This is a genomic window from Shewanella hanedai, from assembly GCF_007197645.1.
Taxonomy (GTDB): Bacteria; Pseudomonadota; Gammaproteobacteria; order Enterobacterales; family Shewanellaceae; genus Shewanella; species Shewanella hanedai.
On the sequence record NZ_VKGK01000003.1, the window covers coordinates 46,430 to 70,011 of the forward strand.

Below are 23,582 nucleotides of genomic sequence, written 5' to 3' on the forward strand. Positions count from 1 at the left end.
AAAATTAAAAAATTAGGGTGGGTTTGATATTGAAATATCGTCCGGAAATTGATGGCTTACGAGCTCTGGCAGTGATCCCTGTTATCTTGTTCCACGCAGGATTCCATATTTTTAGTGGTGGCTTTGTCGGTGTTGATGTCTTTTTTGTTATCAGTGGGTATCTGATCACCAGCATCATACTTGTTGAGATGGAGCAGGGCAGGTTTAGTCTGGTTAATTTTTATGAGCGCAGGGCGAGGCGGATTATGCCTGTGCTCTTTTTTGTGATGGCGGCTTGTTTCCCATTTGCTTGGCTTTACTTGATGCCGGTAGACATGAAAGATTTTATTCAAAGCATTTTGGCCGTGTCTACTTTCTCCTCAAACATCCTATTCTGGCTCGAGAGTGATTACTTTGATACTGCGGCTGAGCTAAAACCCTTGCTGCATACTTGGAGTTTGGCTGTTGAGGAGCAATATTACATCTTCTTCCCACTGTTTTTGATGTTTACCTGGCGCATGGGCAAAACCTGGATAGTGACAGTGCTCTTTGTGGTGTTTTTATTAAGCTTAGCGTTGGGAGGGTGGGGCTCATACAAGATGTCGACCGCCGCTTTCTATCTGCTGCCTATGCGGGGTTGGGAGTTATTAATTGGGGTCTTTGCTGCTTTTTACTTGAGCCGACACACGCCGAATGCCGCTTATATTGGCTTGAATAATGTCTTGAGTCTGTCAGGACTTGCCTTAATCTGTTTTGCCATTTTTGCTTATGATGAATCCATCCCTTTCCCAGGTTTATATGCCTTAGTGCCGACGGTGGGCACAGTCCTTATCATTGTGTTTGCTCAGCAGGGCACCTTAGTTAATCGCATATTAAGTCAAAAAATCTTTGTTGGAATTGGGCTGATAAGTTACAGCGCTTATCTATGGCATCAGCCCATTTTTGCTTTTGTAAAATACCGCAGCTTTACCGACCCGTCTGCAGGACTCATGTTGAGCTTATGCTTGGGAGTATTAGTGCTTGCTTATTTGAGTTGGCGCTTTGTGGAGAAACCATTTCGAAATAAAAGTGCTTATAGCCGCCGATTTGTGTTTACGTTTACCGGAGTGACTACGAGTATCTTTCTTATCGGTGGCAGCCTTTTAAACCTAAGTGATGGCTTTAAATCCCGCGAGATCTATGCCCAACTTAAGGTGGGAGAGTATCAGCCTGATAACCGCGAATTAGGGGCTGAAAGTTGGAGTCAGCTAAGGGCGCTTAGCGGTGATGCGGAGTATGGCGTCGATAACAATGCCTTCGATACAACGTTGTGGTTCGACGATACCGATCCCAGAGTGCGTTTGCTGATTGTAGGCAATTCACATTCTAAAGATATATTCAATGTATTAACCAGCAGTGGGCAGACCATGGAGCAGTTTCAAATCGCGCGCTTTGGTTCTGAAATTTTTAATCTAGATAAACGATTATTCGACTCTCCAAATTACGGTGTGGCTGATGTGATCATGTTTGTTTCCCAGTATAAAACACAGGATATTGAAGTGTTTGGCTCTGTGATAGAACAGGTGATTGAAGATGGAAAGAGGGTCTCTTTAGTTAAGAATATTTATGAATTTGAAGAGTTTGGCCATCGAACCTATGCTGACTTCTTGTTTAACTTGCTTCTTCAAAATGAAGGTGCTGAGAATATTACCGCCAGTGATATACAGAAAGTGAATAACAAGCATTTTCAGCAATTTCAGCACCGTGATCCCGGTCAGTTCAGAAAACAGCTGAATAGTAAGATTGATGACATTACGATGAAATATAAACAGGTCATTGTGCTCGACCGTATGGATTATGTGTGTGATAGGAGTAAAGAGGTGTGCTACGCCATCACGGAGAGTTATCAAAAACTGTTTTATGATTATGGGCATCATACTCTTCAAGGCGCTCGATTCTTTGGTTCTCGTATCGAACGAGTCAACTGGCTAGGGGCTTTATAGCGATCCCTAAAGAAAGCGGTAATATATTTATTCTGAGTGGGATTGAAAGGGTATAATGTTAATCAAGGTTAAAGCCAAGGCAGTTGTCTGAGCATAAGAGTTTGAGGTGTAACTTGTCACAGTTAGAACGCGATATTCATTATATGAAAATGGCAATGAATATGGCCGAAAAAGCCGAAGAGAAAGGTGAGGTGCCCGTGGGTGCCATACTGGTTAAAGATGATGAAGTCATCAGCACAGGTTTTAATTTTTGCATTGGATCACATGATCCATCAGCTCATGCTGAGATGCAGTGTTTGCGTCAGGCGGGCAAAATATTAGAAAACTATCGCCTATTAGACACCACTTTATATGTCACTTTAGAGCCTTGTGCTATGTGCGCAGGCGCGATGGTTCACTCGCGTGTGTCTCGTTTAGTCTTTGGGGCTAATGATGCGAAAACTGGCACTGCAGGTACCGTGCTCGATCTGGTTCGTCATCCAGCATTTAATCATCAGCTAGAAGTGACCCAAGGGGTTTTAGCTGAAGAGTGCGGTGAACAGCTGAGTTTGTTTTTCAGACGACGTCGTAAAGAGAAGAAAGTGCTTAAGCAACAGTTGAAACGTGATGCATTGAATAACGACACTTTGAATAATGAAGTTAAGTAGTGTGGCACGGGCTTAGTAGATTAACTGCATTTGGGCAGTTAATCTCAAATGTTGGTACTAGGTAGAAGGCTGAAGAAAGACGAAAAACTGCTTTTGTCTGTTTAAGGTTCGTTGATGTTTTAACTTCAATTGAGACCGACGTCTTGCGGATACATTGTTAATGGTTCTTTTTTTCATTGGCTGTTCCTTTTTGTTATTGAGGTTGAGCGCCAGATAACTCCTGTACTTCTTGCCCTAACTGCTCTGCAAGTTGTGATTCTTCTATTAAGGCCTGTTCGTCTTCCAATAACATATTCTGATTGTCGACCCAGACCAAGGTATCATAGTAGCGTCTAATGTTATCGACATAATGAACTGCCTCGTTACCGCGGGCATATCCATAACGTGTTTGCTTATAGTATTTTCGTTTCTGTAATAAAGGAAGTACTTCTTTTAGATCTCGCCAAGCACTTGGATTTAATCCCATTGAATCAGCAAGTTTACGGGCATCTTCCACGTGACCGTAACCAATATTGTAGGAGGCTAAAGCGAACCACATTCGCTCATTCTCTGGTATCGAATCGGGTAGTCGATTAAGAATATTACTCAGGTATTTTGCCCCACCTTTAATGCTTTGCTCTGCATCGAGACGATTTTCAATTCCCATTTGCTTTGCTGTTGGCAGGGTCAACATCATTAAGCCTCTAACGCCTGTTGGAGAGCGAGCATTAGGGTTCCAATGTGATTCTTGATAGGCGGTGGCGGCTAGTTTTCTCCAATCAAGATCACCTGCGTAATGTTGAAAACGTTCTTTATATTTTGGTAGTTTATTATCGATGGCTCTAAGGAATGCTCGGGTATCGACATAATCGAAGCGTTTTACATGGGCAAAGTATTTTTCATCAAGGTGGGCTAGGGTGCCATCAAGCTTCTCTTCATGCCAAAAGTTGAGTAGTTCACTCATCAATTTGTCGCTGTTTTGTGCCGGAAGCAGCCAGACAATGGCTTGTTTCTCTTTCAGAATTGGGCCCGCTCTGAGCTCAGGTAGATAACGGCGATTGATCTCAAAGGTGGTTGAGTCGGCAATCGTATAAGTAATGTCCCCTCTGGCTATCATGGCCAAAAGCTCATCACTGTCTTTCTCTTTTTCTTGATCCCACACAAGTTCAGGGTACATTTTTTGTAGCTGGGCTAACGTTTCAACAAATGAAGAATCAGCGATCACGGTAATGTCATCGTCGAGTTGTGAAATATCTTTAGGTTGTGGTGTTCCCTGCTTATAGACGAGGACTTGGTTGACTCGATATAAAGGTGGCCCGAGTCGGAAATTTTCCCTACGAGTTTTAGTGTCGGCGAGTCCTGCAGCAATAAGGTCAATCTCGCCTTTATTGAGCGCTTGATAAAGCTCTTTAATATTTGAGTAGGGCTTCATCTCTAGTTCAAGATCGAGGTAATCAGCAAAGAGGTTGGCCATCTCATAATCGAAGCCTGCTTCACCTTGCCCGGTAGTGACGTAGATTTGTGAACCGTAGAGGGTTCCGACATTGAGTACCGTTTTCTTAATGGCCTTAGGTGCCAGCTTTGTGCTCTCCACAGTGACTCTCTGGCAGGAAGCCACTAATGTCAGAGTCAGTAAAACAAGCAAGATTTTCTTCATAGTCACCAAAGTTTAATACCCATTATCGAGCCCATTTCCTTGGGCAAGCAGTCGATTATATCATATGTCGCGTTAAACCAAATTTTTGGCAGAAGTTATTATGAAAGAGGGTGGAAGTAAGGATGAATCACTGTCTATATTATGGTCTAAATTTCTCCTTGTCCGTGCTCAATATTTTCCGTTAACGGCTATTTTTACGAAATCAATTCGATTAGTAAAACATGAGATATAACCACTTGAGGCATTATTGGTTGTTAAATAGCCAGAATTACACCATTTCTTCTCAATTAAAGCATTTATGGCCCGATATTTGTGTTTGTTTGTATTTGTCAGCAAACACTGTTTTCGACAAAATACTAGGAGTGATTTGTCAGAAATATTTCCCTATAATAGCGCCAGATCTGACCCTGCAATTATAATTAATAAGGTGACATGACGTGATGGAGATCCTCCGCGGAGCCCCTGCTTTATCAGCATTTAGAGTTCAAAAACTAATGGAAGCTTTTGACAGTGAATCACTTCCAGTGAGTGGTATTTATGCTGAATATATCCATTTAGCCGATTTGTCTGAATCCCTCGATAAGAGTGAAACAGAGCAACTTGCCAAACTCCTCACTTATGGTCCCGCTATTGAAGCGCATGCACCACAAGGTTCACTTCATTTTGTGACCCCACGTCCAGGCACTATCTCACCTTGGTCATCGAAGGCGACTGATATTGCGCACAACTGTGGCCTTAACAAGATTAAACGCTTAGAGCGTGGTGTTGCTTACTATGTTGAGTCTGATGTACTGAGCATTGAACAACAAAAAACACTGAATGGCCTAATCCATGATCGCATGGTCGAAGTGATGCTAAGCACCTTTGATGATGCCAAGGTCTTGTTTGCACATACTGAGCCTAAAGAGTTCAACACCGTTGATATTTTGGGTGCTGGTCGAGGCGCACTTGAGAAAGCAAATAATGATTTAGGTTTGGCACTTGCTGATGACGAGATAGATTATCTTGTTGAAAATTTCATCGCGCTAGGTCGTAACCCAAATGACATTGAGCTGATGATGTTTGCCCAAGCGAACTCAGAGCATTGCCGTCATAAAATATTTAATGCTGATTGGACTATTGATGGTGAAGTTCAGCCAAAATCTTTGTTCAAGATGATTAAGAATACCTTTGAGAAGACACCTGATGGTGTCTTGTCTGCTTATAAAGATAATGCCGCGGTAATGGAAGGCTATGAAGCTGGCCGTTTCTTCCCTGAAGACAATGGTGTTTATGCTTATCATACTGAGCCAATGCATATCTTAATGAAAGTAGAGACCCATAACCATCCAACGGCAATTAGCCCATATCCGGGTGCTGCAACGGGTTCTGGCGGAGAAATTCGTGACGAAGGCGCTACAGGCCGTGGTTCTAAGCCTAAAGCGGGATTAACTGGCTTTAGTGTTTCAAACTTAAAAATTCCAGGATTTGTGCAACCTTGGGAAGCCGACTACGGCAAACCAGAGCGTATTGTTACTGCACTGGATATCATGACCGAAGGCCCATTGGGTGGCGCTGCGTTTAACAACGAATTTGGTCGTCCAGCCTTACTGGGTTATTTCCGAACTTATGAGCAGGAAGTCTGCAGCCATAATGGCGTAGAAGTCCGTGGTTACCATAAACCCATTATGTTGGCTGGTGGTCTAGGTAATATTCGTGGCGAACATGTTCAAAAAGGCGAGATCACTGTTGGTGCGCAATTAATCGCACTCGGTGGCCCTGCAATGAATATCGGTCTAGGCGGTGGTGCTGCTTCTTCAATGGCGTCTGGTGAGTCTAGTGAAGATCTCGATTTTGCTTCAGTGCAACGTGAAAATCCTGAGATGGAACGTCGTTGTCAGGAAGTGATCGATCGCTGTTGGCAGATGGGTGACAAAAACCCAATCCAGTTTATCCATGATGTGGGTGCTGGTGGTTTATCAAATGCTTTCCCTGAACTAGTCAACGACGGTGGTCGTGGTGCTAACTTTGAATTGAGAAACGTGCTTTCAGATGAGCCAGGAATGAGCCCGCTTGAGATCTGGTGTAACGAGTCTCAAGAACGTTATGTTATGTCGGTTGCTCCTGAAAATCTTGCGGTGTTTACCGCTATTTGTGAGCGTGAACGTGCGCCATTCTCAGTGGTTGGTGTGGCAACTGAAGAACGTCACCTGACTTTAACCGATGAGCACTTTGGTGATAAGCCTATTGACCTGCCTTTAGAGGTTCTTTTGGGCAAGGCGCCTAAGATGAGTCGTGAAGCGGTGACGATTAAAGCTGTCTCTCCTCAGTTAGACCAAGATAAAATTGAAATAAAAGAAGCTGCACATCGTCTACTGCGCTTACCTACGGTTGCTGAGAAAACCTTCCTTATTACGATTGGCGATCGAAGTGTAACCGGCCTTGTTAATCGCGATCAGATGGTAGGTCCTTGGCAAATTCCTGTTGCAGATTGCGCAGTAACAGCAGCAAGCTATGACTCTTACACTGGTGAAGCCATGTCACTAGGTGAGCGTACACCGTTAGCCTTGTTGGACTTTGGCGCATCGGCTCGTATGGCTGTAGCAGAATCAATCATGAACATTGCCGGTGCAGATATTGGCTCGTTCAAGCGCGTTAAGCTCTCTGCAAACTGGATGTCAGCAGCGGGTCACCCTGGTGAAGATGCCGGTCTTTATGAAGCGGTTAAAGCGATTGGTGAAGAGTTATGTCCTGAGTTAGATCTGACTATTCCGGTTGGTAAAGACTCAATGTCGATGAAGACGGCTTGGGAAGACAATGGCGTAGAGAAAGCCGTCACTTCTCCTATGTCTTTGGTGATTACCGCATTTGGCGCAGTACAAGACATTCGCAATACAGTGACGCCTGAATTGCGTACTGATAAAGGCGACACTGAACTTTTACTGGTGGATTTAAGCGCTGGTCATAATCGCTTAGGGGGGTCATGTTTGGCTCAGGTCTACGGTGAGCTTGGTGATACTGCCCCGGATCTTGAAGATGCGAGTTTACTGCGTGGTTTCTTTGAAGTGATGCAGCCGCTTGTTCGTGAGCGTTCAGTCATTGCTTATCATGATCGTAGTGATGGTGGTCTATTTACGACGCTAGTGGAGATGGCTTTTGCCGGTCACACTGGGTTGTCAATCGATCTATCCTCTATCTCGGGCACGGATATAGAGCGTTTATATAACGAAGAACTTGGTGGTGTGTTGCAGGTGAGCAGTGCACAAAGCGAGGCGATTCAAGCTAAATTCGTCGCTGCTGGTGTTGCTTGTCATGCCATTGGTACGCTAACACAAGAAGATAAGATCACCATTTGTGATGGTGAGCGTGAGCTTTTTGCTGAATCGCGTACTGCATTGAGAACAATTTGGGCTGAAACGACGCACCAAATGCAGTCTTTACGTGATAATTCTGTGTGCGCTAACGAAGAGTTCGCACTTAAGCAAGATGCCAACGACCTTGGTTTGACCGTTGATCTTAAATTTGACCCAAGCGAAGACGTTGCTGCACCGTACATCTTAAAAGGTGTTGCACCTAAGATGGCTATCTTGCGTGAGCAGGGCGTTAACTCACACTTAGAGATGGCTGCAGCGTTTAATCGTGCAGGCTTTGAAAGTACCGATGTTCATATGAGTGATATTCTCAGTGGACGTATTACTTTAGAGGGTTTCCAAGGCTTAGCGGCTTGTGGTGGTTTCTCTTATGGTGATGTATTAGGCGCGGGTGAAGGTTGGGCTAAGTCTATCCTGTTTAACAATCGTGCTCGTGAGCAGTTCAGTCAGTTCTTTGAACGAGACGACAGCTTAACGTTAGGTGTGTGTAATGGCTGTCAGATGTTATCAACCCTAAAAGATATTATCCCTGGCACTGAGCACTGGCCTAGGTTTGTACGTAACCGCTCTGAGCGTTTCGAAGCACGCTTTAGTTTAGTTGAAGTGCAGAAGAGTCCCTCTTTGTTCCTTCAGGGAATGGAAGGTTCGCGTATGCCTATCGCTGTGTCTCATGGTGAAGGTCGTGCCGAGTTTATCTCAGATCAAGCGTTAGCAGCAGCTGAAGCGTCTGGCACGATTGCATTGAGATATGTTAATGGTAAAGGGGAGATAGCAACTCAGTATCCTCAGAACCCTAACGGTTCGCCTAATGCATTGTCTGGACTATCAAGCTCTGATGGTCGAGTGACGATCATGATGCCGCATCCAGAGCGTGTATTCAGGACTGTAGCTAACTCATGGCATCCAGATGCTTGGGGTGAGGATAGTCCTTGGATGAGAATGTTTAGAAATGCACGTGTTGAGATTGGCTAAATCAGTCGTGAGATACTTTAAATCGGTATCTCATAACCTAAGTTCATCACTGCACAAGCACAGTTCAGTAGACGTTAGCTAAATTAACGGATACTTAAACTAAGATGAAAAAAAAGAGCGTCGAATTTTTCGATGCTCTTTTTTTTTGATTAAATACCATAGATAAAATCAATATAACTAACGGTTTACGCATCATTTTGAGCATAAGTAGACACTAAATTTAGATTAATAGGGATTTGAGTGGAATAAGCTATTCAAGTGTTTAAATCCCTTACTATGAGAGATTAATTGACTACTATAGTATATAAGGGGTGGCTAAAGTGAGATGGTGGTAATGGATTTATTTGATGCTAGATAGCAAAAAGCCACCTAACTCATTGAGTCAGGTGGCCGCTTTGCGCTAACAAAACTTCAAGTAAAACTTGCGTACTAAAAAGCTATTTTATAGCTCTCTAGCTGTATAAAGTTCAACGAAAACACGCTTGTAGCTGTTTACTAGACGATCGAATAGGTTTCTCATTTGGGTCTCTCCACACAGTAATTTAAGTGATGTGAGCGGAGTTTGGTTGTGCCGGGCAACTTCACCGGATTAACGAACCGTCTCCTTAACACAGGACGAATGATATGCTGGAACGTCAAAATGCTCAAACGAGAAAAATTATAATTTATCATTACTAAAACTAATCCTTTGGTGTGTTGTTTTATGTTTTAAATATGTTTAATTTTTGTATTTATTCTTTTTATACAATATCTTATGGTTTATTTTTATTTTTATATGGTTGTAATAAATTTGATGCGTTCGGCAGTTTGAGTGTGTGTTTGGCAGTAGTTTCGATTGTTATCTTATTAAACTAAGTAAAAGTCTATCTATTATCAATTTCATGGCACTCCTATCATGCTTGGTATTTTTGTCAAGACTCTTGTGCGTTGAACTAGCCCTTAACCACAAAACCCGTTTTAAGCGGAGTGTTTGATTGATTTGAATCAATTTTGAATGGTATAAAACAGGGGTGAAAGCTTAGTGAAATCGAGTTAAGTAACTGAAAATTAGCCTCTAGCTAGTTTTTTACTGTTTTTTCTATGCCTTTGTCACAATTTATTGCTTTTTTGTGAGAGCGGTCAAAAAAGTCTGATCGAGAATAGGCGATAGTCTGAAAACTCGGTCAATGAATAAAAATATGCAGTTTAACCGTCGATACCGCTAAAAAGCGTTAAATACGATTAAAACTATATTCCTAAATAGGCCTTAGCTATGAAAGATGGGGATCTACTCATGGTTTTAAGGATGTACCACCTAAGGAGTCACTAATGATTTTAGAAGAGGTTGTTGAGTTATCGCGCTTTCAATTTGCGATGACGGCTATGTATCACTTCTTGTTTGTTCCCTTAACTTTGGGTCTCGCCTTTCTGCTAGCGATCATGGAATCACTTTATGTGATGACAGATAAGCAGATCTATAAAGACATGACCAAATTTTGGGGTAAGTTGTTCGGTATTAACTTTGCTCTTGGTGTGGCCACTGGTCTTGCCATGGAGTTTCAGTTTGGTACAAACTGGTCTTACTATTCCCACTATGTAGGGGATATTTTCGGTGCGCCGCTGGCCATCGAAGGATTAATGGCTTTCTTCCTTGAATCTACTTTAGTTGGTATGTTCTTCTTCGGTTGGGATCGATTTAGCAAGCGTCAACATTTAGCCGTTACTTGGCTGGTAGCCTTAGGCTCAAATATGTCGGCTTTGTGGATCTTGGTTGCCAATGGTTGGATGCAAAACCCTGTCGGGTCTGTCTTTAACTACGAAACCATGCGCATGGAGATGACAAGCTTCGCAGATGTCGTGTTTAACCCTGTTGCACAGGTGAAGTTCGTTCACACGGTTGCATCGGGTTATGTCGCTGGTGCCATGTTTGTACTCGCGATTAGCTCTTACTACATTCTTAAGAAGCGTGATTTACCATTTGCACGTCGCTCTTTTGCGATAGCGGCAAGCTTTGGTATGGCGTCAATTCTGTCTGTAATCGTACTGGGTGATGAATCTGGTTATAAAGTTGGTGAAGCGCAGCGCGTTAAATTAGCTGCAATTGAAGCTGAATGGCATACAGAACCTGCACCAGCAGCGTTTACGGTCGTTGGTTTTCCAAATCAAGAGACGATGGAAACTGATTATGCCATCAAAATACCTTATGCCATGGGCATCATTGCGACACGTTCATTAGATGAGCAGGTAACAGGTATTCACGATCTGATTGCTGATCATGAAGTACGTATCCGTAACGGTATGAAAGCGTATGGCATGTTAACTGAACTGCGCGCGGGCAATGAAACGCCTGAGCTAAGAGCTGCATTTGAAGAGGCGAAAGTCGATTTAGGTTATGGCTTCTTGCTAAAGCGTTACACTGATAATGTCGTTGATGCGACAGAAGAGCAAATTGTTGCAGCTGCTAAAGATTCAATTCCTAGTGTCGCACCTATGTTCTGGTCGTTCCGCGTCATGGTTGGTGCCGGTATGGTGATGCTACTGGTATTCGCTGCGGCATTCTGGCAGAGCACACGTCATCAAATTGAAGAGAAGCCTTGGGTATTAAAAGCGGCGCTATTTAGCTTACCTCTTCCTTGGATTGCGATTGAGTGTGGTTGGTTTGTGGCTGAATATGGTCGTCAACCTTGGACCATCTCTGAAGTGCTGCCGACCTTTATGTCAGCGTCGAGTCTGTCAGTCAATGATCTTTGGTTCAGTATCATATCGATCTCTTTATTCTACACTGTGCTACTTGTTATCGAAGCTTACTTGATGATTAAGTTCGCTCGTCAAGGTCCTAGTTGTTTGAAGACTGGCCGTTATCATTTTGAAAACCTTGAAGCCTAAGTGGAGATCTGATTATGTTTGATTATGAAATGTTAAGATTGATCTGGTGGGTGCTAATTGGCGTGCTCTTCATTGGTTTTGCTGTCACAGACGGTTTCGATATGGGTGTTGGTGCACTTTTGCCTATCATAGGTAAAGATGATACTGAGCGCCGTATTATGATCAACTCGATAGCCCCTCACTGGGATGGCAATCAGGTGTGGTTAATCACTGCGGGTGGCGCATTGTTTGCTGCTTGGCCTATGGTTTACGCCGTTTCATTCTCGGGATTCTATGTCGCGATGATGTTGGTACTGTTTGCCTTGTACCTTCGTCCTGTTGGCTTTGATTACCGTTCTAAAATTGAAGATCCAAGATGGCGCAGGTCATGGGATTGGGCATTGTTTATCGGTGGTTTTGTGCCGCCGCTGATCATAGGTGTCGCGTTTGGTAACTTGCTTCAAGGTGTGCCATTCAACTTTGATGAGTACTTACGTGCAACTTATCATGGTGGTTTCTTCGGTCTGTTGAATCCATTTGGTCTGCTTGCGGGTATTGTCTGTGTCAGCATGTTTATGATGCAAGGTGCCACTTGGCTACAGATGAAGACTGAAGGGGAGTTGCGAGTTCGTGCTGCTAATGCTTCTCAAGTTCTTTCTATCATATTGTTTGTCTGCTTTGGTGCTGCGGGTGTTTGGTTGGTGAATGGTATCGATGGATATGTGATCACCTCTACTTTAAGTACCTATGGTATTTCAGATCCGACCCTTAAAACGGTTGAGGTTCAAGCTGGCGCTTGGTTAGCAAACTACGACAAGTATCCAGTAACAATGATGTTCCCTGTATTGGGATTACTGATGCCAATTTTAGTATTGTTAACAAGTCGTTTAAATCGTTCAGGTTTTGCCTTCTTGTTCAGCTCATTGGCGATTGCTGCCGTTATCTTAACGTGCGGGTCTGCCATGTTCCCATTTGTTATGCCATCTTCACTCGAGCCAAATGTAAGTTTGACTATGTGGGATGCAACAGCAAGTGAAATGTCGTTAACTGTGATGACGTGGGCTGCGATTATCTTTATACCAATTGTACTGAGTTACACTGTGTACACTTACATGAAGATGTTTGGTCGTTTATCTCGTAGCTTCATTGATAATAATAAGACGTCACTATACTAATAAGGAGCCGACACTATGTGGTACTTTGCTTGGATACTTGGTGTATTACTGGCGTGTTCATTCGGAATTATCAATGCCCTTTGGCTTGAGACGACTGAAAACATGGACAGAGACACTGAAAATAAAGATTAATCACTTACCTCAGTTTACTGATTAAGTTGATAACAAAAGCCCCGTCAATGCGTTAAGCATTACGGGGCTTTTTAATGGGGAAATGTTAACCGTGGCAATCATTATTTACTCTATCTAGAAGTTAAGCTTTTCTAGTTCCCTTGCTGCATCAAGTGCCAACACTAATTCTCCTTTGCGAGTGTGAGCTATCTCTTGCCAATGAACCCCCTCAAGCACACCTACCAAGGCGTATAACATATTTAAACTCGATGTATGTCCTGCACGCTCTAGCCTTATCATGGCGGTTATAGGACCAACAGCGTGCAGTTCAGCGCGAGTGTAAATCCCTATGTTATTTAACCAAGCTGTAGACTTAGGGCCTAGATTAGGAAGCTTATCGACATTCACAATTGAGCCAGATTAAATTGATGTTATTTGAGACTGATATTGGCAGGTTTAATGTGAGGTGTCACGAGAGGATGAAAGGGGCTTATACCCAAGCCACCTCAAGATGCTCGTTTCTGAGCCCCCGTAGGATAGCTGAACAAGGCAGTGATTGAGGATAATGGTTATTCCCTTATTGATATGACTAACACAGTGCAGGTATTCTACGGGAACTCCCAAAGGGCACGGCGAGAAGCAACATGTTTCTGCGTTATGAAATATTGAATTACGACTGCATGGATGCAGAAGGTAGGGCGAAGCTGGATGCCAGAGCCGAGAATAACTAGTCCAACTATTTCATGAAGACCGCCATGGATGGCGGGAATGTCGTTAATGCAGGAGCAATTAACTACCTTGAACTCTGTCACTTCTCGACATGCTGAATCCTGCATCTTGAAGTAGCTTGGGTATATACAAAACAGGAACACTGGTTTTCAGTATTCCTGTTAAGGATGAAGCATCACACTTTCATTAACCGTTTATGGGAGGTTGGCTCGTTAAGTTACAGCCGATGTTTTTTGGCTTCATGATCAATTGATACATAGTGGGTACCCAGATGAGGGATAACAAGGTGGTTAACAATGTTCCGCCAGCAATGGCTATGGCAAATGGAGGCCAAAAGCCACCCCCTGCAATGATAAGCGGCAAGAAGCCGCCTATCGTGGTTATGGTTGTTGAGCCGATATGACGGCCACAACTGGACACAACCTCGACGACACTTTGTATATTTCCTTGCCTAGCATCATTTTGGTCTTCAAGCTCTGCCAAGATAACAATGGCGGCATTAATGGCTAAGCCCATTAAGCCAAGCAGTCCTATTATCACGGTAAAGCCAAACGGATAACCAAATACAAAAACAGCAAGTAAACCAAGACCGGCAGATTGCAGGGCACTAAAGAGTATAATGGCGGTTAATCTGAACGAATTAAAGGATAAAACCACCGTGGCGAGCAGTAAGGTGACAACCAGAACCACGTTGGATAATAGATTCCCCACGGCTTCATTGCGCTTAGCGCTTTCACCGCCGACTTCAATTCGATAACCCGCAGGCAGTGACATGGCATCGATTCGAGATTGGGCGTCGTCAAGCACCTGTTGAGGGAGAACGCCACTAACAATATACGCTTCGATGGTATTTACTCGCTGACCATCTCTGCGAGGGATTGCGCCACGGCTAACCTCGATTTGATTGTTAGCAAGTGCTGACAGTGGGATCCCATTGCCAGAGGGGGAGACTAAATTTATTTCAGAAAGCTTGGTTTGTTGTTCTCTGGTGCTGTCTTGTAATCTGACTCGAATAGGAAGTGATTCGGTTTGCTCGAGTATACTTCCACCATTGATCCCCGTCGTGGCCATCTGGATCTGTTTGGCAATATCCGTTAAATTCAATCCACTCATTAAACTGGCATCTTCATTGATTTGAAACCAAATTTTAGGTGCGCCAGCACTTAAGGTTGCTCGAGTGTGGATGACATCGGGGGTATCGCTCAAAATACGTCTGGCCTCATCTCCAATGAGTCTAAGTTGATCCAGGTTTGGACCAAAGACTCTCAGTTCAACAGGGGCGTTGAAAGGTGGGCCTTGTTCCAGCATACGCACTAACACTTGCGCCGCAGGGAAGTGGTCATCCAACTCTTGTTGAAGTTGCGGAATTAACGAATTGGCCGTTGCGAAATCAGTGACCTTAACCATAGCTTGTGCATAGTTGCTGGCACCTTGCTGACGTTGTAAAAGGTTGTAATAAAATGAGGGAGTATTGCCTCCAATAACCCAATCAATTCGCGTGATGCTTGATGTTAAACGTAAATGCGCATCCATACGTTCGATATAAGCGCGAGTGCTGTCGACACTGGCATGGGGAGGCATATAGACCTCTATCTGAAACATATCTCTATCTGATGGGGGAAAGAACTGTTCCGTCATCTTGCCTGCCGCCATAAAGCCAAGCGCGGGAATAATCCCGATCAATAAGGCTGACAGAATGGGGCGCTTTAAAGCCGTGGTTAATGTTGCTTTAAATAACTGACTCACAAAGGGGAGGTCGATGCCACGTTGATACCAATGTTGTTGAGTGCCATCGGAACCGAATCGGCCAGCAAGGCCTGCGATTAATGTGTGGGAGATAAGGTAAGACCCCACTAGAGCAAACATCACAGAGATGGCGATGCCACCGACAAATTCTCCAGCAGCGCCAGGCATTAAAACGATAGGCGCAAACGCTAGCATTGTGGTGATGGTTGAGCCTGCTAAAGGTAACCAAAGGTGATGCAAGGTTTTAGTGACGGCTTCGAGGCGAGACAAACCTTGTTGTCGCCTTTGGGCAATCGCATCGACAATGACAATGGCATTATCGACCATAATTCCGAGTGCGACCACGAGCCCTGTGACTGACATCTGGTGGATGGGCAAGCCGATGTATTTCATACAAGCTAGCGTAAACAAGGCCGTCAAAGGTAGTGACAACGAGACGATGAGCGCGTTACGTAGCCCCAGCGTTAGCATGAGCACCACTAAAATGATGATAAAACCGAGTAGCAGGCTGCCCACTAATCCACCTAAACGATCGGTGGTATATCCCTCTTGATCGAATAACCACTGGATCTCGATGTTGGATGGAATACTGGTTTGCAGCTCTTCAACTGAGACTTTGACTCGTTCTAACCAGAGATCGACGCGGGTGTTGTTAAGCATACGAGCCGCGACCATGACACCTTGCTCTTGCTCTATTAACGCAATGGAGTTGGCAGGGGTTTTAGCTTGCCTTTTGATGGTCGCAATATCGCCTAAACGAATGATCTGTCCGAGTTTATCAACTTTCAACGGTACTTGACGCACGCGAGTGACTGAATCGAGCTCACCTGAGACTTCGATTAATGCACGGAAATTATTGTTGTTGATTTCACCGGCTGACACCTTGGTGTCAGCGTTTTCTAAGATCTGCGCAATAGCAGCCGGTGTTAATTTCAGTTGATTGGCTTTGTTGCCATCAAGTTGTACTAAGATCTCTTCAGTTGGGGCTCCATAGAGTTTTACAAAGTCAGTACCACTGACTAGTCTCAATCTGCTTTGGAGCTCTTTGGCATAGCGGTTGAGCATATCGGTACGGACTTCCCCACCTCCTTTCCAGACTAAGCCTAAGATTGCGGTGCTGGCATAGCCAACTTGATCATCTAGGGTGGGACTTTGTGCTGCACTTGGGAGTAAAGGCTTTGCATCTGCAATCAGATCTCTGGCTCTTGACCAAACAGGATCGGTATCGATGACGTCATCTTTGAGTTCCAGTTGGATCACTGAAATTCCAGGTCTAGAAGTCGATTGGACTAATTTAATCTCTTCGAGTCTGCGCAGCTGATTCTCAAGCACTTCGGTTACTAAGGCTTCAACGCGTTCGGCTGATGCCCCTGGATATTGAGTGACTACAGACGAGAACCGATTGGTAATATCGGGATCTTCCATGCGCGGTAAACTGGATATCGCGCCAAAACCCGCCACAATAAGCAGCGCGATAAATAGACTCGCTAACCTGCCATTTTCTACAAAAGCCTTAATCATTTTCAGTACCCTCTAGAGCATGAGCTAATACCACTCTAGCTAGCGTGTCCTTTACTTCTACAAAAGCCTTAATCATGACTTACCTCGCCGCTACATTGGTGTTGTTCTTTACTCGCTGACCGACAACGAGTTTATGTAGCCCTTGACTGACATAGTGTTCATTAACCTGTAAGGCGCCTTGGATATAGGCCATATCATCTTTGGTATAGAGAATTTCAATATCTCTTCGCTCAATGCTGAACGTGTCTTCAACAGCATCAGAGCCTTCACTTGGCTTGATGACATAAATGTTCCATAACCCTCTGATACCATCTGTTAATGCAGAAATAGGCACCCAATAGCCAGTTTGTTGTATCTGGGTGTCATAAATGAGATAGGCGATTTCGCCATTGATCACCTGAGCGTCGATGGGTAAGGACAGTCTAAGAGGTACGGTGCGAGTCACTGGATTCACTTCTGCGCCAATTCCCGCAATCTGTGCTGTGTAATTGTTGTCGCCAACGTTTAATAACACATCTTGTTTGGTTTTTAGCTGCTGAGCTATTTTGACTGGAACACCGACGAATGCTTGGGGGTTTTTGTTTTGAACTAAGGTAAAAATTGGAGTACCAAGTGCGACGACTTCCCCTAGGTTGCTATTTCGCTTACTGATCACGCCATTAAAAGGAGCCAGAAGAGAGGATTTCTCAATTCTTAATTCATTGGCGTGCTTGGATGCGATGAGCCTATTTTTAGCGGCAAGTAGACTGTTTAGTTGACCTTTGAGTTCATCGAGTTGCTGTTCAGAAGTGTAACCCTGTTTCTGTAATTCCAGACTGCGGTCTAAGGTACTTTTGGCCAAATTTAGATCGGCATTGTTTTGTGACAAACTGGCATCTAACTCTTGTCTTTCTGCTTCTAATAAGCGGATATCCAATTGCGCTAATAACTGACCCGTTACGACTCTATCGCCACTGTCGACGGCTAGTTTTTTTAGTTTTCCTGCTAACTCAAAACCGATCCCTGTTGTGTTACCGGCTCTTATTGTGCCGGTAAACTCTTGCGCGTGTTCATAGGAATTTGAAGATATTAATGCCTCTGTGGTCACAGTTTGAAATTTAGCTTTGTCACTGTGGCTAGTAACTTCCCCTTGGCAAGCACTTAAAAAGCTGATCAACAGCACACTGGCTAAAAATTTGTTGTGGAATATATCGGTTCTATTACTCATCCTGATACACTGTCCTGGTTAGTTTTAGGTAGCAAACTTGTTAAACTAGACTGTCTAGTCTATTTTGAAAGAACTAGACTGTCTAGTCTAGTTTGTGATTAAATGTGTCCAAACTATAAAAACCTTGTTAACAAGAGGTGTTGGTAATGACTACCGTTTCAACTGTTAATTTAAGCCGCAGTGAGCAAAAACGAATACAAATCCTTGAAGCCGCAATCGATCTTTTTTGTGATCAAGGTTTCCCTAATACCAGTATGGACGAAGTAGCCAAGAAGGCTGGGGTCTCTAAGCAGACTGTTTATTCTCATTTTGGCTGTAAAGACGATCTGTTCGTGGCATCTATCGAGTCTAAGTGTGTCGTGCACAGATTGACTGACGATCTTTTTTCCGATCCCCATCAGCCAGAAAAAGCCTTAGCCTGTTTTGGTGAATACTTTAGCCAAATGATAGTGAGCCCAGAGGCTCTCAAAGTATTCACTGCGTGTGTGGCGCAAGCGGAAACTCATCCAGAAATCTCGGCACTGTTTTTCGATGCGGGTCCTGAGCATTTACTCGATCTCATGGCAAATTATTTAACACTTGTAGAGCAAGGTGGTGTTTATCAGTTTGATAATCCTAGAAGCTGTTCTGTGCGTCTGTGTTTGATGATGTTTGGTGAGATGCGGATGAAGTTAGAGCTTGGATTAGGGGTTGAAGATCTTATTGAAGGACGTGCTGAATATATTCAAGAATGTGTTGATATGTTTTTAAGGGCTTACAAAAAAAGCAATTTCTAGGTGATCGGTTTAGACTTTAATACCGTATAGACTAAACAAAAGCAGACCAATTCATATACATATGGCTGGAACGTTCATATGTTAGGTAAACAGTCACTCAAGGAGTTAGCATGACGAATGGAACCTTTTACAAAATATCATTAATTTCGGTTACATTTTTATCTTCCCAATTATTCACTCCTACAGCCTTAGCTTCTGGCAAACCTAATTTTTCCCCATTAAGTATCTCTATGTCGCATATTGGAACCGCTGAATCCGATGTGGGTGAAGATAACCATTCACTGCAAAGGAGTTCATGGCTGTTTGATATAAATGCAAAAATTCCTTTGAATAGGCAGTGGTCTGTAGGATTTAACTTAGGCTACGGCGACCTCAACTATGATTGGCAACAAGGTGGCAGCTCATTATTTGGTAATAAGTTCAATGGTTGGCAGCAGGTTAATCGATACAGTGCGGGAGTCTCACTGAGCTATCGCTTAGATGAGCACTGGATGTTTATGGTGGCCCCTAAATTACAGTATGCCTATGCTGATACCGCATCATCGAGTGATGCAAGCAGTTATGGTGTGGTGGCATCGGGGTTGTATCGATTTGATAATGGTAATCTAGTCGGTCTTGGTGTGGCGTATTTGAATGATATCTCAGAGGTGAGAACTGTGCCGTTTATTGCCGTCAATTGGCAGATAACCGATGCATGGAGACTTGGCAATCCTTTTGCCGCAGGCTTTACTGGTCCTGCAGGTTTGGAGCTGAGTTATAAAATGAGCCCAAGCATTGATTTTGGTTTTGGCGCATCAAAACGTATGCAAAGGTTCTTGCTTGAAGGTGATGATACGACAGTTGAAATAGATGAGTGGGTTAGCTTTTTAAGAGTAGGCTGGCGTGCAACGGATTCAATCGTGTTAACTGGCCATGCTGGATATTACTTTAATGGTGAGCTTGAACTTAACACACCACAAGTTGAGGTCGAAAGCATAGATGCTCAAGCGGCTTTAGCGTTTACTGCTGAGTATAAATTTTAAGGAAAGGGGCATAATGTAGTGAGTATCTAGCCCCTATCATTGTTCTATTGACCTAGCATGTCATCTTTTAGACTGCTTTGAGCGGGTTCATCACCTAGCCAAATGTTCAATAACGCTTGTCTGAATGTTTCACCTTCAATGGTCGCTTGAATAACACCATTTTTATAGGCTGTCACGCCTAACGCTTTGCTGGTGGCTAATGTAAATTGGTCGCCTTCTTTAATCTCTTCATTGAAAAGTGCCATAAAGGAGTCTATCTCTTGCTGGATAGCAGCAGTTTTTCCCATGGTAGCATCGTCAAACCCCTCATTAATGGCATCTCGCATCTTGTCAGCTGTGATCATGCCTGAAGTGATATTGAGGCGAACAGCGGAGTCTTCTGCATTGATAATGCTCGTTACATCAGAGCTGGGTGAGGTGAGATATAAGCTGCCGACATACAAGTCGATAAAAAACTTACTACGTACACCGGCGCCATTAAGTTGTAGCTCTGTTTGAGCTAGCGTTATTTGTTGTGGGAGTTCAATACCTGAAACTTCCATCGCTTGAACATGGTTGCTAAGGAGAATCGTGCCAGCCAGAGCGAATTTTGCCATCTTATGAGTGAGGGACATCATATAACCTCTTATTGTTCTATTTCGGTATGTTCGTCGGCTGAACTTAGCCGCGGTTACCTAATTGATATTGGCCATTTTGGTGTATAAATGCGGTTTGTTTCTGTTTCGGAGAGATGAGTAATGGGCCATCATCGAAGAATAGAAAACACTTCCAGTTACGCACAAAAATATCCCATCGAGTTTCAATAACCTGATATTTTTCATAACAAAAATAAACTGTTGCTTCATCTTTCCAATCAAAAAAATCAGCAAACAGTTCAGGCAGTGCTGGCTCTTCACTGTCCCAAGCGCTTTGCCAATGATCGGTCTCCTTCCAAGCATCACCTTTTGCAGCCCAATCACCTTTAGCGAATTGTTCGGAGTGACTGCTTTTATTGCTTATCCATTTGTTCCAAACTTCCATGGAACTCTTCTGATCCAGTGGCTTGATAAACGCTTTATCTTCTTCGGTAACGGGCAGATCTTTATGGTTAAAAATCCATTTGCGTTTGTATTGCTCAAGTGGGATATATGTATGTGACAAGCGGGGTCTCCGGGACTAACTTGGAAGCGACAAAAAACGAGAATGTCGATAATGATTAATTATCGACATTATACTGTTTAGGCATGAGATAGGGAACTAGATGTCTATTTATCTCTATTAGCTCTGCTCTAAATTGGCTTTGATCTTAGCTAAATAATTGAGTGCGACTTGATTATCGGGATCTGACTCTATCACGTGATTAAAGGCATCGACAGCTGCCATCATCTCGCCAAGATCAAACATGAAACTGCCAAACTTTAACCAAACCATAAGATCTGAGGGATATTTCTCTAAATAATCGAGGTAGGTATTGACTGATTCTTGGGTAAAGCCTTGAAACCTTAATACATTGGCATAACGTGGCAAATATTCATCACTGTAGGTAATGGCTTTTTTTAGTGCTTTATTGGCGAGTTCAAGCTTCATCAACTTAAGTGATAACTGAATGATTAGCTTAGTTTCAGGCTCGGTAATTAAGTGTTCATCTAACGCGAGTATGCACGACAGGGCATCTTCATCGCGTTCTTCCAATTGCAATTGATGGGCATAACTTAGGTGATACAAACGGTTTGTTTCGTCACTGTTCGCAGCTAAGGGCTGTAAACACGTGGCAATTTGTTTAAGACCAGTATGGTGTTTGGTATTAATCAAAAGCATTATTTTTATAAATGTACGCTCTAAAGTCGATGTCTTCTTGACTGAATCGATATAGGTTTTGCGGTCATTGTTTAATTGCTGTTGATACTCATCTTCTAATTCATCGATCTGTTTAATACTGGCATTATCACAGTGAGCGAGGTGATCGGGATGATACTTTTTCCAGATCCTAATGCGACCAGGCTGATTGTCTTTATGCCATTGTTTAGCAAGTCGATTAATATCAATTTCTGGACTGAATTCTAAAAGGCGACATTCCGCTCTTTCAAGCGTTAAAGTCAGCAGTTCTCGTAGCTGTAATGATATGTTGTTAAAAGCATGGTAATACTTATAAGTGGTCTCGTTTAACTGTTCTTGTGACCATGAGTCGGATGTTTGTGTGGTCAAAAATTGAGAAAATTCATAGTAGCCATAGAATTTTATTGAATGACATTCAGAGTGATACTTTTCCCTCATCTCTTGCTCTATGCCCTCTATTTCATCGGATAAGGATATAATCAATTCTCTGTTATTTAGCTGTTGCTGCATCTCTAAATTGAGTTCGATAGCCTTGGCTGACAGTCTCGCAATTTCACTTAATGACTCAATTTTATTTTTTAGGTAGTGAATCTTACTTCTAATGTCTTTTTCAATATTGTTATGTGTTTCAGTCTCTTCAATAACTTGTAATATCTTTAGTTTTTCGACTTCAATGGGCTGCAATTGAATATTTTCTGTTGGTTGATAACCAATGCCTTTCACTACCGCAGCATTTTCAGACAGATTGATAAATGTGCATGTAGGATGCTGCTCAACTTCGCTTTGTAGTGCTTCAATGGCATATAAAAGCTGAATAAGAGTTTCAGCTTGCTCACCAGCGTAAGTATCGACCCATTCACAAATTTGGCCTAAATTAGGTCCAAGGCTTGATTCGATAGTGCCTTGCGCATGAGTAAACCCATTTCTTGAATGGCAAAAGTCGACCCCACAAAGTAATAGCTGGGAAAAGCCCATGTTTATGGCTAGATGAACAGCACTGTTGGTTACCGTTGGACCGATAGATTCAATATTATCTTCATCAATTTTAGTTATCCATGGAGTTTGCTTACCTAAATACAAGCTTCTCCCTTGCCACTGAGCACTGATACGAGGGCAGAGGTGGTAAGACTGAACTAAAAGGGATTCTTGGTGGAGCTGCATCATTTCACAATTGAGTTCAAAACTGCGGTCTTGAGGATCCACCGAAACAATTATATGAGGAGTAATGCCCTCTTTCTTGAGTTTGGATGCGATACGAGAAACGGCGATGATAACGAGATTATCAGATTGCGATTTTATCCAATCTAAGTGTTGATCAAGGGAAGGCCCTCCCGCAATGATAATACAGCTCATGCCTGTAAACTTATCTTTTAATACGGATGCAGGTCGACGGTTTTCAATTAGATTTTCAAACTGAGTTTTTACAAATATCTTTTGTGAAAAAACCACTTCAGATTCAAAAAAGGCGTTTTGAACTATTTTTTCTACATCGTTACTTAGCCTTGTGTACTCTTCAAGGTGACTTGAAGTCACCCCTAATGAACGGTATAGCTCGCAACGCTTTTTAAAGATAAATAATTGATAGGTTTGTTCTTGTAGTAGTTCAGCTAATTCAGACAAGTTACAAATATGGAGTCTATTTTTAAAGTCATCTGGAATATCGATTTGTAATAGACTCAGTGCGGCATCTAGCTCAACAAAAATGAAGCGACCTCCTTTTGTTGTTGCCATCTCAAGCACATAGTTTGCCAGAAGCCCTGAATCCATGCCGATAATAATATGCAGGGTATCTTCTTTGTTAAAATCATCTTTGAACTTAGCATCATATTGAGTTGTAGAGTCTAACTTCTCAAATTGCGCACGATTAACACTAGGGAGGTAGTACTCACCAAATTGGCTCACTGCAAAAGTACTGAGAATATTTGTTTGTTGCTCTTGCATGTTCGCCTCTGATTTTATCGATTTTAAGAGTCAAAAGATTGTCACCAAGTGATACGTAGCTTAGTTAACCTGCCATTGAATATGCTGTCCGTAACGAAAGAGCAAATAATGAGCCACATGTTATGTTTA

At 43.0% G+C, this 23,582-nt stretch carries 15 protein-coding genes; 8 read left to right on the forward strand and 7 right to left on the reverse strand.

Going from position 1 to position 23,582, the window contains the following annotated elements; all coding sequences use genetic code 11:
* The first annotated feature begins 29 nt into the window (after positions 1–29).
* Complete coding sequence (locus FN961_RS03625; RefSeq protein ID WP_143563187.1) at positions 30–1,961, forward strand: acyltransferase family protein; 1,932 nt, start codon at positions 30–32, stop codon at positions 1,959–1,961.
* 113 nt (positions 1,962–2,074) lie between these two features.
* Positions 2,075–2,608, forward strand: a complete 534-nt coding sequence (gene tadA, locus FN961_RS03630; RefSeq protein WP_143563188.1) for a tRNA adenosine(34) deaminase TadA — start codon at positions 2,075–2,077, stop codon at positions 2,606–2,608.
* A 193-nt stretch (positions 2,609–2,801) separates the two neighbouring features.
* On the opposite strand, the gene mltF is transcribed toward tadA, so the two are convergent.
* A complete protein-coding gene (gene mltF, locus FN961_RS03635) occupies positions 2,802–4,244 on the reverse strand; it encodes a membrane-bound lytic murein transglycosylase MltF (protein WP_143563189.1) in 1,443 nt (480 codons plus the stop codon).
* A gap of 440 nt (positions 4,245–4,684) precedes the next feature.
* Here mltF and purL point away from each other — a divergent pair, with 440 nt between their 5' ends.
* From purL to cydX, 4 genes are all read left to right on the forward strand, one after another.
* Positions 4,685–8,566 (forward strand): phosphoribosylformylglycinamidine synthase, encoded by a 3,882-nt coding sequence (gene purL, locus FN961_RS03640; RefSeq protein WP_143563358.1) that lies wholly within the window; start codon positions 4,685–4,687, stop codon positions 8,564–8,566.
* Between the two features lie 1,308 nt (positions 8,567–9,874).
* A complete protein-coding gene (locus FN961_RS03645) occupies positions 9,875–11,431 on the forward strand; it encodes a cytochrome ubiquinol oxidase subunit I (RefSeq protein WP_143563190.1) in 1,557 nt (518 codons plus the stop codon).
* 14 nt (positions 11,432–11,445) lie between these two features.
* A complete protein-coding gene (gene cydB / locus FN961_RS03650) occupies positions 11,446–12,585 on the forward strand; it encodes a cytochrome d ubiquinol oxidase subunit II (protein ID WP_143563191.1) in 1,140 nt (379 codons plus the stop codon).
* 15 nt (positions 12,586–12,600) lie between these two features.
* Positions 12,601–12,717, forward strand: coding sequence for a cytochrome bd-I oxidase subunit CydX (gene cydX / locus FN961_RS03655; RefSeq protein ID WP_143563192.1), 117 nt, complete (start codon positions 12,601–12,603; stop codon positions 12,715–12,717).
* A gap of 114 nt (positions 12,718–12,831) precedes the next feature.
* Here the strand turns inward: cydX and FN961_RS03660 are convergent, their stop codons facing one another.
* The 3 genes from FN961_RS03660 to FN961_RS03670 form a co-directional block, all read right to left on the reverse strand.
* Positions 12,832–13,104 (reverse strand): TfoX/Sxy family protein, encoded by a 273-nt coding sequence (locus tag FN961_RS03660; RefSeq protein WP_221936089.1) that lies wholly within the window; start codon positions 13,102–13,104, stop codon positions 12,832–12,834.
* A gap of 507 nt (positions 13,105–13,611) precedes the next feature.
* Positions 13,612–16,692, reverse strand: a complete 3,081-nt coding sequence (locus tag FN961_RS03665) for an efflux RND transporter permease subunit (RefSeq protein WP_143563194.1) — start codon at positions 16,690–16,692, stop codon at positions 13,612–13,614.
* A 79-nt stretch (positions 16,693–16,771) separates the two neighbouring features.
* Complete coding sequence (locus FN961_RS03670) at positions 16,772–17,899, reverse strand: efflux RND transporter periplasmic adaptor subunit (protein ID WP_143563195.1); 1,128 nt, start codon at positions 17,897–17,899, stop codon at positions 16,772–16,774.
* 146 nt (positions 17,900–18,045) lie between these two features.
* Between FN961_RS03670 and FN961_RS03675 the strand changes: the two genes are divergently transcribed.
* Together FN961_RS03675 and FN961_RS03680 are read left to right on the forward strand one after the other, a co-directional pair.
* Positions 18,046–18,675, forward strand: coding sequence for a TetR/AcrR family transcriptional regulator (locus FN961_RS03675; RefSeq protein ID WP_143563196.1), 630 nt, complete (start codon positions 18,046–18,048; stop codon positions 18,673–18,675).
* Between the two features lie 110 nt (positions 18,676–18,785).
* Positions 18,786–19,697: an autotransporter outer membrane beta-barrel domain-containing protein gene (locus FN961_RS03680; RefSeq protein ID WP_143563197.1), complete on the forward strand. Its 912-nt coding sequence runs from the start codon at positions 18,786–18,788 to the stop codon at positions 19,695–19,697.
* 44 nt (positions 19,698–19,741) lie between these two features.
* Here the strand turns inward: FN961_RS03680 and FN961_RS03685 are convergent, their stop codons facing one another.
* The 3 genes from FN961_RS03685 to FN961_RS03695 all read right to left on the reverse strand — a co-directional run bounded on the left by FN961_RS03685 (position 19,742) and on the right by FN961_RS03695 (position 23,453).
* A complete protein-coding gene (locus FN961_RS03685) occupies positions 19,742–20,314 on the reverse strand; it encodes a chalcone isomerase family protein (protein ID WP_143563198.1) in 573 nt (190 codons plus the stop codon).
* A 43-nt stretch (positions 20,315–20,357) separates the two neighbouring features.
* The gene (locus FN961_RS03690; protein WP_143563199.1) at positions 20,358–20,837 is read right to left on the reverse strand and encodes a DUF2947 domain-containing protein; all 480 of its coding nucleotides are present in this window, start codon (positions 20,835–20,837) and stop codon (positions 20,358–20,360) included.
* A gap of 117 nt (positions 20,838–20,954) precedes the next feature.
* Positions 20,955–23,453 (reverse strand): motility associated factor glycosyltransferase family protein, encoded by a 2,499-nt coding sequence (locus FN961_RS03695; RefSeq protein WP_143563200.1) that lies wholly within the window; start codon positions 23,451–23,453, stop codon positions 20,955–20,957.
* Positions 23,454–23,582 lie beyond the last annotated feature (129 nt).